Origin of the sequence: Paenibacillus radicis (ex Xue et al. 2023), assembly GCF_024722015.1 — a bacterium.
Classification (GTDB): Bacteria; Bacillota; Bacilli; order Paenibacillales; family NBRC-103111; genus Paenibacillus_S.
Genome location: NZ_JANQBD010000001.1, coordinates 17,219 through 31,862, shown reverse-complemented (window position 1 = coordinate 31,862; position 14,644 = coordinate 17,219). Strand labels below are relative to the sequence as shown.

The following is a 14,644-nucleotide window of genomic DNA, read 5'->3' as shown; positions in this document are numbered from 1 at the left end:
GTATTTTTTTTGCCATAAATGCTAAATAGATTAAATGCATATTATTTCTCCGTTGACATAAATTATGATAACGATTATCATTTTCATTGAACGCTGATGGAGAGAGGGATCCTTCATGAAAAAGATCAACTATTGCTGCCGAAACTTTAAGCAGGGTTCCGAAGCTGTATATAAGAAATTAAAGAAAAAATTTCCTGATATCAAACAAAAGAAGCGCGACTGCTTGGGCAATTGCAAGCTTTGCTCTAAAGAGTGCTTTGTCAGGCTTGGCAAGAAGGATGTTATTAAAGCATCGTCACCGGGCAAGCTTCTTAAGGAATTAAAGCAGTTGATCGGCTAGATGAATACGACTCGCCAGAAAGGACGTTTGAAGGATGAGTTGGAATATTTTATGGATTCTCTCCCCAATTTTAGGTATACTAATTGTGTCCCCCGTACTGTACTTCTGGGGAATTACGCGAAAATAAACGGAAGGTGTGTGCTCTTTTGCTAAACGATGCTTTAAGTAAAGCGCTGAATGATCAACTAAATTTTGAGTTCTACTCCGCCCAAGTATACCTGGCAATGGCCGCTTACTGTTCAGCAGAAAGCTTGGATGGATTTGCTAATTTTTATATTGTACAAGCCGAAGAAGAACGGTTCCATGCCATGAAAATATATAAATTTTTGAATGACCGTGGAAGACGGGCATATATTATGGGAATGGAAAATCCGAATAATGAATACAAATCCATGCTGGATGTGTTCCAACACGCATTCGAACATGAGCAGCTCGTTACACAACGTTTTTATGATCTGTCGGATTTGGCAATGAATGAACGTGAGCATGCAACAATTAATTTCTTGAAGTGGTTTATCGACGAGCAGGTTGAGGAAGAAGCGATGTTTGACAGCATTATCAACAAGCTGAAGCGGATCGACACGGACAGCAATGCATTTTTTATGCTTGACGCTGAGTTTTCCCAACGTGTATTTACGCCGCCAGCTCCTTAACATTTCTATCATACATGGAACGACCTTATCATCTAAGGTTGTTCTATTTTTTTTGTCTCTCTCATAGTCTAGTAATACGAAAATTGGACAAGAGGAGAGAAGTAGAAATGAATAATGCCAAAATGACCTTTCGATTTGAGAATGGAAAACATAAAAACTCTGGACGCGTTGTAAAAGAGCAGCCCAAGGTAATTCCATTGCATAACGAAGAATATACAGTAATTCGCAGCGAAGATGTAGACGTGGAGCAAACTTCTGTAGAGATGGAATCTGTTGCGACACCACCATCATCTCGTCTGCACAATTCCAGATCTGAAACGTTTATTGACGCCCAGCCATTAAATCAATATACGAATGACTTTGGCGGATGGCAAAGCTCCTTTGATACAGAAACACAAAGAGTGGAGAAATTGATACGTGAATCTGCAAAGGTCGAGTATCATCCCGAAACCGGTTATATGGATAATCAGAATAATAGAAACGTTAGACGTGATGATGAGTCGGAGTATGAGCCCATAAGAGATCACCGGTGGTATGTCCCTGAGGAAACGGTGTACGTGAGTCAATCTTCCGGTTCTTCGTGGCTTAAAGTAGCTGCATCTGTTGCAGGCGCAGTTGTTACTGGCATCGCCTTCGGCTTTTTTGTTTTATCGATGTTTTCTCAGGATACTCAGAGCCCCAAAGGAGGGAATACATCTCCTCCTGCTGGAGCAGCAGGGTCGACAGTTGCCAGTACGCAAACTAACGGGCAAACTAACGGGACTGCTGTAACCAAATTGCCAGTGAGCAGCTCAGCGAACACAGGGCAAGCGGCTGCGCCGGTAATGGCTCCGGTCGCGAGTGGGTCCCCGGTTGTTACGGCGGTCAATATTCCAGGCAAAACGATAGCCTTTCTGCAAAGCGGAGTTTTCAGCACACCACAAGCTGCAGATACTGCTCAAGCGGAATTGAAAAAGAAAGGACTCGCAGCTGTCAGTGACTCGGGTGATAAATTCCCGGTTTATGTTGGAATGTCAATGACTCGTGATGAAGCTTTAGGCTTGGCGCAGCAGTTCCAGCAGAAGAAAACGGATGTCATCATCAAGAGCATAGAACTGCCTGCACTGACGAAAATAAAATGGAGCGCGAAGCCGTCAGAGGGTTTATCGGTTTATTTGTCTCAGGGTGATAAGCTTCTGCAGACGCTGACTCCGCTTACTTTGACACATTTGACTCAAGCACAGCCGGCTGCGCTTGATGCAGCAGCTTTGCAATCAATTAAAACCGCCCATCAAATGTGGACGGGGTTGGCTGCCGGTGCGAATGAAGGACTGGCAGATGAAGCGAGGGCTTCCGTTCAAAAGATGGGCAATGCCATGAACACGGCCATAGCTTCATTGGATGAGTATAAAAAGAATCCAAGCCAGTCCTATATGTGGCAGACGCAGAATGCGATGATGCAGTATGTGCTTGCGCAAAAGGAGCTTCGCAAACTGGTATCGGCGCAGTAACCGACGGGCTATTTCGCAAGCGGCAGCTGATTTTTTGGGGATTATCAAATGCACCGCATGGAAGCGGAACTGTATAGAAAAAAACGCCGAACCGGCACAGCCTATGGCTGACGGTTCGGCGTTTTTTTGGTGCTTTGCACGAAGCGGTCAAGCAGTACGGCCGCTTCGGCACGGGTCATTCGGCGGTCCGGCGCAAAGCTGTCCGCCGTAATGCCGTCGATCCAGCCTGCTTGCTTCAGGCTGTAGACCGCCTTGGCCGACCAGGCGCTGGACGGCACATCCTTAAACGCCGGCTCCTTGGCTGCCGGCGCAGCTTGTGCCTCCGGCAGCGCGAGCCGCGCGAACGTCGCCGCGACCTCAGCCCGTGTTACGGGCTGATCGGGACGCAGCGTCCCGTCCGCGTAGCCGTTCAGCACCCCGGCGCTGACGGCTTTGTTCAAGACCGCAGCGGCCCAATGGCCTGACGCTGCGTCCTTGAACGAGACAGGGGCTGCGGGCTTGGCGCAAGCCCCGGTATAAACCGCTCCGGCGACCGTCCCGCCGGAGCCTGCAGTAGAGCAGCCGCTACCGGATGCGGCTGCAGCGGGCTGGACCTTCGACAAGTCGAATACACGGTCCAGCAAGGTCACCCACTCCGCTCGAGTCATCTCGCGGTTCGGTTGAAACTGCTTGCCGACGCCGTCCACGATGCCCTGCTCTTTCATGCGTAGTATGGCTTCGCGTGCCCAATGTCCGCGCGTGTCAGGAAATACAATGGACTGAGCTGTAGGCGGCATATAAGCTTCAATTCCTTGACCGATTGCCTGTGCCATTTGAGTTCGTATTTTATCGTTAGCGAGCATAGCCGCATCCTGCTTGTTTGACAGAAAAGCGGTCTCTACCAGGATGCTTGGCACTGTGCCCATTCGAACTACATATACGGAGCTTGGAAGCAAGCCGAGGTTTTCCACGTCTACGGATTCTACGAACTTGTCCAGCACTTGTTGGGCGAATTGCTTGCTGTCATCCGAAAGCTCTGCCATCTCATCACTGGCTGGATAGCTTTCCTGCGGGTAGCGATTGTCATAATAAAGGACCATAGCTCCACGGCTTTTGGGAGTGTAGGAATTGGCGTGAACCGATACGAATAAATCGGCCTGCTGTCCATTCGTGAATTCTACGCGTTCCTTAAGTGATAGGAAAGTATCGTCGTCTCTTGTCATCACAACTTCATAACCTTTTTGTGTTAGAATATCTCTAAGCTTCAGGGAAATGTCAAGATTAACGGTTTTTTCATACAAGCCATTCACGCCAATTGCGCCAGGATCCGATCCTCCATGTCCGGCATCGACTACTATTTTCATAGCCCATGACGAGGATGGAGAAGCAAGTAAGCAAGTAAGTATAAGCATCATGATAGCATAAGGCCGACGCATAAGCGGTTGTCCCTCCTGAGAGTTTCGTGATAACGAAACTTACTTCGTAAGCAGTAGCAGAGCGTTCCGAAGGAAAGCTCAAATTGTACTTAAATTTACACGAGAAAGCTTAACATTCAACATTTATTTTACAGGCTTCCTGTACATGTGTAATCAGGTAACATTCGGTAAATGTTGTGCTATAATAAGCTTGATTATCCCTCCTTAATTGAATTTAGACTCATACTTATCTCCCGAAAAAGGAATGGTAGCTCGTGAAGAAAAATACTTTTACGTTCATTTTATTGCTTATTATAGGGTTGGTAGCAGGTTCGCTAGTGGGCCAATTGCTGGCTTCTGTGCCTGCGCTCGCCTTTCTAACCAAATCGGTAGAGCTTTCCTGGGATCCCAAGGCGGATCTGCTGGTACTTAAATACGACATGCATTTCCAGTTGAAGCTAAACTTGATTAGCATTCTTGGACTGATTGGAGCGTTCTGGATTTATCGTAAGCTATAATTTTTTCCAAATCCCACATAAATGGGCTAGTTCTAATGTAAACTATTCGTGACAAGGAGTCTATATATGTCGATTATTGTTGAAAGAAAGTTGATCCTGGCATCATCTTCACCACGGAGACAGGAATTAATCCGTACTTTGCAGCTTCCATATGAAATTCGGGTTAGCGATGTAAATGAGGATACGGAACCAGGCTTGACACCGGCTGAAATTGTCGAACAGTTGTCCGGTCGTAAAGCCGCCGCCGTTTGCGAAATGTATAAGAGTGAGCTTTCCAAGGAATGTGTTGTCATCGGATCGGACACCATTGTTGTGCTTGACGGACAAGTTTTAGGTAAGCCAAAGGATCGTCAGGATGCTTCCCGAATGCTGAATGCTTTACAAGGCAGAGAACATCAAGTATTCAGCGGCGTTGCATGTCTGGACTTGTCCTCAGGAACGCAGCTTGTTGATCACCAGGTTACATCTGTTTACATGAAGCCTTTATCTGATGAACAAATAGAGCGGTATATCCTAACTGGAGAACCAATGGATAAAGCGGGTTCTTATGCTATACAAGGACTGGGAGCAACGATTGTTGAGAGGATTGAGGGAGATTATTTTAATGTGGTCGGACTGCCAATGTCACTGTTGAGCGATTTATTAAAGCGTCTTGGCATCGCTGTTCTTTAGCAGGCTATCGTGCTATAATGTGAGTTCACACACACTTTAAATTGAAAGAGGGGAATGAATGGAATCGAGCAATTTAACATTGCACGATGTCCCAAACGACGAACGACCAAGAGAACGCATGATGCAGTATGGGGCTCAAGCATTAAGCAACGCGGAACTGCTGGCAATTTTGCTGCGGACCGGAACATACCAGGAATCAGCGGTTCATTTGGCGCAGCGCATGCTGAGTCAATCCGGCGGATTGCGCAGTCTGGTTGATATGAGCTTGGAGCAGCTGACCGAGATCAAAGGAATTGGCAAAGCCAAGGGCTTGCAGGTTCAGGCCGGAATTGAGCTGGGCCGTCGTCTGGCACGTACCGCCATGAAGGATACCATTACGGTTAGGTCACCTAAAGATGCTGCAGATTTGCTTATGGAAGAGCTGCGTTATTTGCAGAAAGAGCATTTTGTTTGCTTGTTTTTAAATACCAAAAATCACGTCATCGGTCAGGAAACGCTCTCTATGGGCAGTTTGAATGCCTCTATTGTTCACCCTAGGGAAGTATTCCGTGCAGCTATTAAACGAAGCAGTGCTTCGATTATTTGTGCGCATAACCACCCTAGCGGCGATCCGACCCCTAGCTCTGAAGACATTCAAATGACAAAGCGGCTTGTTGAAGCCGGCGACATTGTCGGTATCGATGTGCTGGATCATATCGTGATAGGCGATCAGCGGTTCGTCAGTTTGAAGGAGCAAGGTTTGATGTAATATAATAGAAGATAAGGAATCAAGTTCCCAAAACCATTATAGACATTGTTTAAAAAGTCCTCTCAGGACGGCTAAAGAAGCTTGTAGCTCCGTTTCTCCTTCCTCAACTGCTTACGAAATGAGTTTTCTACGAAAACTTGAACTTATCGGTTATGAAAGCGGGCTTTTTAAACTCACTCCTATAGGGCGCTCGTGAACTTCCTTATTCAAACAGACGCATACAAATTTAATCGATGAATATAGAGCCATAAGGAAGGGAGTACCAATCATGTTAGGTGGGTTTACAAAAGATCTGGGAATTGACCTGGGTACAGCGAACACATTAGTATATGTAAAGGGAAAAGGCATCGTGGTCAGAGAACCGTCTGTTGTGGCGATCCGTACCGATACCAAAACCATAGAAGCTGTTGGGGAAGCGGCAAAAAAAATGATAGGTCGAACTCCCGGCAATATCCGCGCAATCCGCCCTATGAAGGATGGCGTCATTGCTGATTTCGACACTACTTCCACAATGATCAAGTATTTTATCCGCCAAGCGCAAAAGCAGCGCTGGTTATTTCAACGCCATCCAAGTGTAATGGTCTGTGTTCCATCCGGTATTACTGCAGTTGAGAAACGTGCGGTAGAAGATGCGACCAGGCAAGCGGGAGCTCGTGATGCATTTACGATTGAGGAACCGTTCGCTGCTGCGATTGGCGCTGACTTACCCGTATGGGAACCGACAGGGAGTATGGTTGTCGACATCGGAGGCGGGACGACGGAAGTAGCGGTTATCTCGTTAGGCGGGATTGTTACAAGCCGTTCGATCCGTGTAGCGGGCGATGAAATGGATGAAGCTATTACTCAATATATCAAACGTACATACAATTTAATGATTGGTGAACGTACATCCGAGCAGATCAAGATGGAAATTGGCTCTGCTTTACAGATGGATCCACCTGTACGGTATGAAATTCGCGGTCGTGATTTAGTGAGCGGCCTGCCGAAGACGATGTCCATTACTTCCGATGAGATTACGGATGCATTATCCGATACGGTTAGCAGCATCGTCGAGGCTGTGAAGGTTACTTTGGAGAAATGTCCTCCTGAGTTGGCTGCTGATATTATGGACCGTGGCATCGTGCTCACTGGCGGCGGGGGACTGCTTCGGAATCTGGACAAGCTTCTGTCCCGCGAAACGGGAATGCCGGTGCTTGTTGCCGAGAATCCGCTTGATTGTGTAGCGATCGGCACAGGGCGTGCGCTGGAAAACATCCATTTATTTAGAATGAAATCGGGACCTGCCAGTAAATCCAGACGTTAAATATAAAGAGGTAAAGGTTAGAAGGTGGTAGCTTTGAAATTATTTGGAAACAAGAGGTTACTCATATTGCTGTTGGGCTTCATTTGCTTCATTGCTCTTATGGGCTTGACGCTAGGGAAGCGTGAACGAATGACGTGGCCTGAAAAATTTATAACCGATACCGTCTCCTGGACACAAGGATTGTTTTATAAGCCCGCTGGCTACATAGCGGGTTTCTTTGAGGATATTGGGAAATTGCATGTCATTTTTGAAGAAAATAAGGTGTTGAAACAAACCTTGACCAGGTATGCAAGGGATACAACCAAGCTGAATGATTTGGAGCAGCAAAACAAGCGATTGAAAGAAGAGCTTGGGTTCACTGAGCGCCAAAAGCAGGCAGGCCTGTACACATTCCGGATAGCTGAGGTCGTAGCTCTTAACCCTGATTTGCTTAATAACACGGTTCGTATCAATCTGGGAGAGAAAGACGGCATCAAGCCTAATATGGCTGTCATGTCCGTCGAAGGCTTGGTAGGCCGTGTTAAGCAGGTTTCATCTTTTTATTCTAATGTTCAGCTGTTGAAGGGCATAGATGATACAAACAATGAATCGAAGGCTATTTCGGTTACGGTCAAAGGCAGGGAGAATGAAACTTTCGGCATGCTGGAGAGCTACAACAAGGAGAAGCAGAAGCTGATTATGACCAAGATTGACCCCAATGATAAGATGGAGATTGGCGATGTCGTAATAACCTCCGGTTTGGGGCAGGTTTTTCCAAGAGGGATTGAAATCGGTAAAGTAATCTCCAGAGAGCCTGGCAATTTCGGAATATCCCATGAAGCGGTAATAGAGCCATTCGCCTCTTTTGATCATCTCCGTGAAGTCTTTGTAGTTATCGTTCCGGAGCAGGGGTGAGGGTGTGATGCGCAATTGGCTGTGGTTGATTCTAGCCGTTCTGTTTATACTGGAAGGTACATTGCTGCAATGGATGATTCCAAGCGTATGGCAATCCAAAGTTTATGTAGCTCCTCATTTCATTATGGTTATTGTGCTTTATATTGGGTTATTTGTTAATCGCCATTCGGCATTAATGTATGGACTTATTTTCGGATTTTTACAGGATATTTTGTATTATTCGCCCATGCTTGGTCCTGTATCGTTTGCAATGGGCTTGACCGGATATTTGGCTGGGTTGACACATCGCCGCCTTTATTCGAGTATTGTTGTAAGCATGCTGGTTATTGCGTTAGGCAATCTGTTTTTTGAGGGCATTATTTTTGGACTTTACCGTTTGTTTCAGATTACGCATTTAGATCTCCAGTGGGCTTTTTTCCACCAAATGCTTCCCAGCATGCTGATCAATCTTCTGTTCGCATTGCTTGTGTATGTTCCGGTAAGAAAGCTGTTTGAGAGCATGCAGAACAGTCAGTCCGCGGCAGATGAATAATTTTCATGGGTTATGCAGGAAATAAGCGCAAAAAAGCCGAATTGTATAGGCTGGGGGGTTGGAACGTGTATGACGGCGGTAAAGCATCATGTGATGATAAAAGGTGTCAAAGACGGTCTTGTATTTTTGCTGGATGACACTTGTGAGTTTGCGGAAGTCATTCAAGAGCTGAAGCACAAGCTGGAGAAGACTCATCAAAAAATTTTAACGGGTCCGATAATTCACGTCTATGTAAAGCTGGGATCCCGTCTTGTTTCGGATGAGGAAAAAGAATTGATTCGTGATATCATCGGGCAAAAAGGGAATCTGCTGATCCAATCCATCGAATCGTTAGCGGTAGCCCCCTCGGCGCTTGTTGCGAGCATGACGGATATTAAGCTGGTAAAAGGCATGGTTCGATCAGGGCAAACGATGTTAAAAGAAGGCAATATCTTATTTCTGGGAGATATCAATCCAGGTGGAGAGATTATTAGCTCGGGCAGCATTTATGTGATGGGCTCCCTGCGTGGAATGGCTCATGCGGGTGTAGATGGGGATGAATCGGCAGTTATTGCTGCTTCCCATTTAAGGCCAACGCAGCTTAGAATCGCATCGATTATTAGTCGGCCTCCGGATGAGTGGGGAATCAACGAGGCGTTTATGGAATTTGCATATATAAAAGACGGTAAAATGGAAATAGATAAGATTCACCATTTGCATAAATTAGACTTGATGCAGTAATGCGAAGGAGTTGAGCACGATGGGAGAGGCAATTGTTATCACCTCGGGAAAAGGCGGAGTGGGTAAAACCACCACTTCGGCAAATATCGGGACAGCATTGGCGCTTCAGGGTAAAAAGGTTTGTATGGTGGATACAGATATCGGCTTGCGTAATCTGGATGTTGTGATGGGTCTGGAAAACCGGATTATTTATGATTTAATTGATGTTGCTGAAGGGCGCTGCAGATTGCCTCAGGCATTAGTCAAAGACAAGCGGTTTGACGAACTTTACATGCTGCCAGCTGCTCAAACAAAAGACAAGGATGCAATCTCTCCGGACGCGGTCCGTGAGATTATTCTTGATCTGAAAAAAGACTTTGAATTCGTAATCATTGATTGTCCGGCAGGTATCGAGCAGGGCTTTAAAAACGCCGTAGCCGGGGCGGATAAAGCTATAGTAGTAACGACACCGGAAAATGCTGCCGTACGCGACGCTGATCGAATCATTGGCCTGCTGGAGGGAGCGGGTATTCGCTCTCCTAAGCTGATTATTAACCGCATTCGGGCCAATATGGTGAAGAATGGCGATATGCTCGATATCGATGAAATATGCTCCGTTCTCGCTATTGATTTACTTGGAATCGTACCGGACGATGAATATGTTATAAAAGCGGCGAATATCGGAGAACCGACAGTCATGAATCCAAACTCGCGCGCAGCTATTGCATACCGGAATATAGCACGCCGTATGCTTGGTGATAATGTCCCTTTAATGCCATTGGAAGAGAAGCCGGGCATGCTGCGTAAATTGAAGAAGTTTATCGGGATAGGATGAGCGCGCGTTGCTGCATAAATTTAAAAATATTGATCTTTTAATTGTCGCGATTCTGATAGCCTTTTTGGTAATTAGCACCCTGCTTGTTTACAGTGCAACATTGGATGACCCAAACATTGATTTTGATCTGAAAAAAACAATTACTATCTATATCATCTCAATTCTCGCCTTTATAGGTGTAACCTTTGTTGATTTCAGGGTATTGGTCAAAGTATCTCCCTATTTTTATATAACGGGTTTAGCTTTGCTTGCCGCTGTTTACAAGTTTGGTTTGGAGAAGAATGGTGCAAAAAGCTGGTTCCCTCTCCCGGGAGGCTTGGATTTTCAGCCGGCTGAGCTTATGAAGCTGGTGCTGATCATTGCTCTTGCTGCCTTTTTGGCGAGAAAGCAGGGGGAATCGTTAACGTTTCTGACGGATGTCCTTCCGGTAGGCGTAATCGTGCTCATTCCATTTGTTCTAGTGCTGATACAGCCGGATTTAGGTAATGCTATTATTTTTATAGTGATTCTGATAGGTATGCTGTGGATTGGAAATGTGAAGTATTTGCATTTTTTAATCGGTCTATTGCTAGCTGTAGCGGCTCTTGCTTTATTTATGTATTTATTCACTCATTATCATGAACCCATCAAGACTTATTTTACTGAAAAAGGAAAATCACACTGGGTGGCTCGTATCGATACGTTTGTTAACCCGGAGAGTGCTACCAAGGATCAAAAGTTCCAAGTCGACAATTCAATTAAAGCTATCGGTTCCGGAGGGCTTACCGGGGAGAGTTATTTGAAGGGGACCTCGGTTCACCGTAACTTCATACCCTATGCTTATTCGGATTCCATATTTGTAGTGTTGGCGGAGGAGTTTGGTTTTGTCGGTTCCTCGATTTTGCTGCTGCTGTATTTTGTACTGATTTACCGGATGATTCTTATTTCCATTCAATGCAACGACAAGGCAGGCTCATATATCATTATTGGTGTTGTTTCGATGTTTGTATTTCAAATATTTGAAAACGTAGGTATGCTGATAGGAATTATGCCGCTGACAGGCATTACGTTACCCTATATTAGTTACGGCGGAACATCGCTGTTAATTAATATGATGAGTATTGGTCTGGTCATGAGCATTCGTGTGCATCAGGAAAAAAATCCGATATATTAAAAAGTTAAGGAAAGCACTCTTCGGGGTGCTTTTTTTGTATATAGAAATTATATGTTTCGGGGCTCCCCGCAAAGTATCTGAATCAACTTCGAAGCAAGACCCCACTTTGTGGGGATATTTTATGTATTCTTGCAGACGCATAAAGCTCTTTTGTTATATTCACCCATACGTAAACATAGGATGGAGTATACAAGCCCTACCTGTCCAAACCAATGAATTTAGGAGGAGCCTACATGGAAACAAGAGATAAGGTAAGACAGCGGCGTATGGAACGCATTCGGCAGCTTCAAGAAACGGAGCATAACATCTACTACAACCCTCCTGAATATCCTGACACCAATCGACCTATACCGCTTTCTAATGCAAATGCCCGAAGAGATAGTGGTGTTGAGGGCTTGAATAGTTCAGCTATGCAAGATTCAAGCCGCTGGAACGATCCAGAGTATGTGTGGAAGCATAAATTTAACCGGGATATGAATACTCGGAGACAAGATTATGATTACGAAGATGGCGGCAGCAGATTTATGCCCACGCGAGGGGGAATCCGCACTAAACTGCTGATCAGCTGCATTTTGTTTGGTGCGGTCTGGGGAATGTTTCAGTTCAATCATCCTTGGGCTAATAAAGGGAAAGCCTTCATAACGTCAGCTTTGAATGAACCGTTTGATTTTCAGCCTGTAGCTATGTGGTATGAACGTCAATTTGGAGGTGCGCCCTCTTTATTGCCGGCACTCAATCCGGTGAAGCAGGAAGAAGCGCAGAAGGTGACGGCAGATTCCAAGCATTATTTTGTGCCTGTGAAGGGAAAAGTAATAGCTCCATTCGAATCGAGCAGGCTGGGGGTCACGCTGGAAACCAAAGCAGAAGCTGCAGTTGCGGCTATAGATACCGGCTTAGTGGTATATGCGGGAAGTAAAGAAGACACAGGATTTACCGTCATTATTCGACATACGAATGGACTCCAATCCGTCTATGGTTGGGTGGATCAAGGCAGAGTTCAGCTCAATGATTGGATAAAAGGGGGGGAGACCATCGGAACGGTTTCGAAAAATAGCTCCAAACCATCAGGCTATTTTTATTTCGCTATCTCCAAAGATAATAAATTTATAAATCCTGCGGATGTGGTTAACTTTGACTAAATGGAACCTATGGTTTGGTACCTATTACAGGTTTCATCCTTTATTCTCTATTGTTATCCTGCTTTCAGTATTGGCGGGATATTTTATTGAAACGGCTACTTTATTTGCCATTGTATTTGTTCATGAAATAGGACATGTTATGGCGGCCAAAAGCTTTGGTTGGCGGGTCAAGGAGGTGCAGCTTCTCCCTTTTGGAGGAGTCGTGGTTGTAGAAGAGCAGGGGAGTGTTCCCGCTTGGCAGGAAATTATCGTTTCTTTGTGGGGCCCGCTGCAAAATGGCTGGATGATTATTGCTGCTCTCGTCTTGCAGTGGTGCGGTCTTATATCGGGGGAGTGGGCAGCATACTTCGTTCAAGCGAATCTAATTATTGCTGTATTTAATCTTATGCCTATTCTTCCGTTGGATGGTGGAAAAATTATGCAGTCCTGTTTAAGCATGTGGCTGCCTTATCATAGGGTAATCTTATTTAGCAGCATATTAAGCCTTATTCTCAGTGCGGTGCTGGTTTTTGCGTCCATACTGCAGCTGCTCCGCGGAAGCATTCAAATGAATTTGTTGATTATAGGCTTATTTCTACTCTATTCCAACTGGTATTCCTACAAAGGTTTGTCTTATCACTTTATGAGATTTCTCATCAACCGTGAATTTGTTTTGAGACGTTTGATTAATCAGGGAACGTTGGCGCAACCTATTGTTGTAAATGAACGTATAAAGGTTACGGATGTTGTCCGTTTGTTAATTCGGGAAAAGTATCATCTCGTTTACGTGATGGATGAGCGTGGAATTATACGTACTGTGCTACCAGAACAGCCTTTGCTGCATTCCTATTTTAATGAATCCAAGCGGGGATGTGCGATTTCCGAGCTTTTCATGTAAAATGGAGTCCGAGGTGGAAAATATGAAGCGAATCCTGGTTCAATGCGGACAAGAGCAAATAGAAGTGGCTGTGTTGGAAAACGGTAAGCTGGTTGAATATGACAGCGAATCACGCGGAATCGAGCAATTAGCAGGAAATATGTATTTAGGACGCGTAATGACGGTCTTGCAGGGGATGCAAGCGGCATTTTTAGATATTGGATTGGAAAAAAACGCATTTTTATATATTGACGATATTTTGCCTGCTCATTTAGATAAGCATCCTAAGCAAAAACCGGCCATAACGGATTTAGTGCAAGTAGGGCAAATCTTGCTGGTTCAAGTCGTAAAGGAGCCAGTTGGTACCAAAGGTGCAAGGGTGACAACCCATCACTCCATACCGGGAAGATGGGGAGTGTATATGCCGGAGGCCGATTATGTAGGGGTTTCCCGCAAAATTGAGAATGAAGCGGAACGGACGAGATTAAAGCAGGCAGCTGAAAGCAAGCTACTTCAGGGTGAAGGATTTATAGCGAGAACAGCAGCTGAAGGGGTTGCAGAACAGCTGCTCGAGGCGGATCTTGAAGAATTAAGACGACGTTGGACAGCGGTACAACAGCTTGTGAAGCAGTCTGGGAAGGCGCCTCGCAAGGTTTATACGGATTTTGGACTGCTGACACGATGGATTCGAGACGGTTTTCGCGAAGATGTGAACGAGCTCTGGGTGGATGATAAGGAAGCCTTCACCTCTATAGCCGCGATGGTGGGATGGTCAGCTCCGTTGCTTCGTGATAGAGTTCGTCAGTTTGACACCAGAGCAGGCTCTCTGTTTTCCGTGTATCAGGTTGATGAGCAGCTTCAGAGCGGCTTTAAACGAAAGGTTTGGTTGGATAACGGCGGTTACTTGATTGTCGATTACACCGAGGCGCTAACTGTCTTTGATGTGAACACAGGTAAATACACAGGCAGCGTGGATTTGGAGCAAACCGCTTATGATACGAATCTGATGGCGGCTAAGGACATTGCCCGATTGTTGCGACTTCGGGATATCGGCGGGTTGATCGTGATTGATTTTATCGATATGGAGTCGGAGTCTAATCGAAAGCATGTACTTGAAACGCTTTTGGAAGAAACCAAAAAAGACCGTACCAAAAATGCAATCGCGGGATGGACCAAGCTGGGACTGGTTGAATTAACACGCAAAAAGGTTAAGGACGGCAAGCAGAAGCTTCAAGTGACTCGCTGTAAAGCATGTGAAGGAACAGGTTGGGTTTGGTCCAAATAGGCATTGCAATGATTTATCAATTATGATAAAATATTCAGGTGTGTTGCTTTTGACATGCTGTAACCGCGCGAAGCGGGTTTAAGAACGCGTTCCTTGATGGGGCGGGTCACCTGGCTTTAGGCGAGTCTGAGAC

Annotated in this window: 16 protein-coding genes and 1 other annotated feature (1 of these 17 only partly in view); of the genes, 15 read left to right on the top strand and 1 reads right to left on the bottom strand. The window is 45.5% G+C overall.

Features of this window, described 5'->3' with window-relative positions:
- Positions 1 to 115: 115 nt before the first annotated feature.
- The 3 genes from NV381_RS00160 (at position 116) to NV381_RS00150 (ending at position 2,483) form a co-directional block, all read left to right on the top strand.
- A complete protein-coding gene (locus tag NV381_RS00160) occupies positions 116 to 340 on the top strand; it encodes a DUF1450 domain-containing protein (RefSeq protein ID WP_258211229.1) in 225 nt (74 codons plus the stop codon).
- A gap of 146 nt (positions 341 to 486) precedes the next feature.
- Positions 487 to 993 carry a ferritin gene (locus NV381_RS00155; RefSeq protein ID WP_258211228.1) on the top strand — a complete coding sequence of 169 codons (507 nt, stop codon included), beginning with the start codon at positions 487 to 489 and terminating at the stop codon, positions 991 to 993.
- Positions 994 to 1,100: 107 nt separating this feature from the next.
- Positions 1,101 to 2,483, top strand: a complete 1,383-nt coding sequence (locus tag NV381_RS00150; RefSeq protein WP_258211227.1) for an SPOR domain-containing protein — start codon at positions 1,101 to 1,103, stop codon at positions 2,481 to 2,483.
- Positions 2,484 to 2,584: 101 nt separating this feature from the next.
- On the opposite strand, the gene NV381_RS00145 is transcribed toward NV381_RS00150, so the two are convergent.
- Positions 2,585 to 3,898: an N-acetylmuramoyl-L-alanine amidase gene (locus NV381_RS00145; RefSeq protein ID WP_258211226.1), complete on the bottom strand. Its 1,314-nt coding sequence runs from the start codon at positions 3,896 to 3,898 to the stop codon at positions 2,585 to 2,587.
- A gap of 254 nt (positions 3,899 to 4,152) precedes the next feature.
- Here NV381_RS00145 and NV381_RS00140 point away from each other — a divergent pair, with 254 nt between their 5' ends.
- From NV381_RS00140 to NV381_RS00085, 12 genes are all read left to right on the top strand, one after another.
- Positions 4,153 to 4,395: a DUF4321 domain-containing protein gene (locus tag NV381_RS00140; protein WP_258211225.1), complete on the top strand. Its 243-nt coding sequence runs from the start codon at positions 4,153 to 4,155 to the stop codon at positions 4,393 to 4,395.
- Positions 4,396 to 4,461: 66 nt separating this feature from the next.
- Positions 4,462 to 5,067 (top strand): Maf family protein, encoded by a 606-nt coding sequence (locus NV381_RS00135; protein ID WP_258211224.1) that lies wholly within the window; start codon positions 4,462 to 4,464, stop codon positions 5,065 to 5,067.
- A 58-nt stretch (positions 5,068 to 5,125) separates the two neighbouring features.
- Positions 5,126 to 5,815: a RadC family protein gene (radC, locus tag NV381_RS00130; protein WP_258211223.1), complete on the top strand. Its 690-nt coding sequence runs from the start codon at positions 5,126 to 5,128 to the stop codon at positions 5,813 to 5,815.
- A 268-nt stretch (positions 5,816 to 6,083) separates the two neighbouring features.
- Entirely contained in the window at positions 6,084 to 7,118 is a 1,035-nt protein-coding gene (locus NV381_RS00125) for a rod shape-determining protein (protein ID WP_258211222.1), read from the top strand.
- A gap of 33 nt (positions 7,119 to 7,151) precedes the next feature.
- Positions 7,152 to 8,012, top strand: coding sequence for a rod shape-determining protein MreC (gene mreC / locus NV381_RS00120; RefSeq protein WP_258211221.1), 861 nt, complete (start codon positions 7,152 to 7,154; stop codon positions 8,010 to 8,012).
- A gap of 7 nt (positions 8,013 to 8,019) precedes the next feature.
- Positions 8,020 to 8,544, top strand: coding sequence for a rod shape-determining protein MreD (gene mreD, locus NV381_RS00115; protein WP_258211220.1), 525 nt, complete (start codon positions 8,020 to 8,022; stop codon positions 8,542 to 8,544).
- Positions 8,545 to 8,613: 69 nt separating this feature from the next.
- On the top strand, positions 8,614 to 9,264 hold the full coding sequence (minC, locus tag NV381_RS00110) for a septum site-determining protein MinC (protein ID WP_258211219.1): 651 nt from the start codon (positions 8,614 to 8,616) through the stop codon (positions 9,262 to 9,264).
- A gap of 19 nt (positions 9,265 to 9,283) precedes the next feature.
- Positions 9,284 to 10,078, top strand: a complete 795-nt coding sequence (gene minD, locus NV381_RS00105; protein WP_258211218.1) for a septum site-determining protein MinD — start codon at positions 9,284 to 9,286, stop codon at positions 10,076 to 10,078.
- 7 nt (positions 10,079 to 10,085) lie between these two features.
- Positions 10,086 to 11,231, top strand: a complete 1,146-nt coding sequence (locus NV381_RS00100) for an FtsW/RodA/SpoVE family cell cycle protein (RefSeq protein ID WP_258211217.1) — start codon at positions 10,086 to 10,088, stop codon at positions 11,229 to 11,231.
- A gap of 233 nt (positions 11,232 to 11,464) precedes the next feature.
- Positions 11,465 to 12,370 carry a peptidoglycan DD-metalloendopeptidase family protein gene (locus NV381_RS00095; protein WP_258211216.1) on the top strand — a complete coding sequence of 302 codons (906 nt, stop codon included), beginning with the start codon at positions 11,465 to 11,467 and terminating at the stop codon, positions 12,368 to 12,370.
- Positions 12,363 to 13,247, top strand: a complete 885-nt coding sequence (locus NV381_RS00090; RefSeq protein WP_258211215.1) for a M50 family metallopeptidase — start codon at positions 12,363 to 12,365, stop codon at positions 13,245 to 13,247. The genes NV381_RS00095 and NV381_RS00090 overlap by 8 nt, the downstream gene beginning before the upstream one ends.
- Before the next feature lie 22 nt (positions 13,248 to 13,269).
- Complete coding sequence (locus NV381_RS00085) at positions 13,270 to 14,511, top strand: Rne/Rng family ribonuclease (protein WP_258211214.1); 1,242 nt, start codon at positions 13,270 to 13,272, stop codon at positions 14,509 to 14,511.
- Between the two features lie 51 nt (positions 14,512 to 14,562).
- Positions 14,563 to 14,644 (top strand) — a sequence feature (ribosomal protein L21 leader region); it runs 5 nt beyond the window's last position.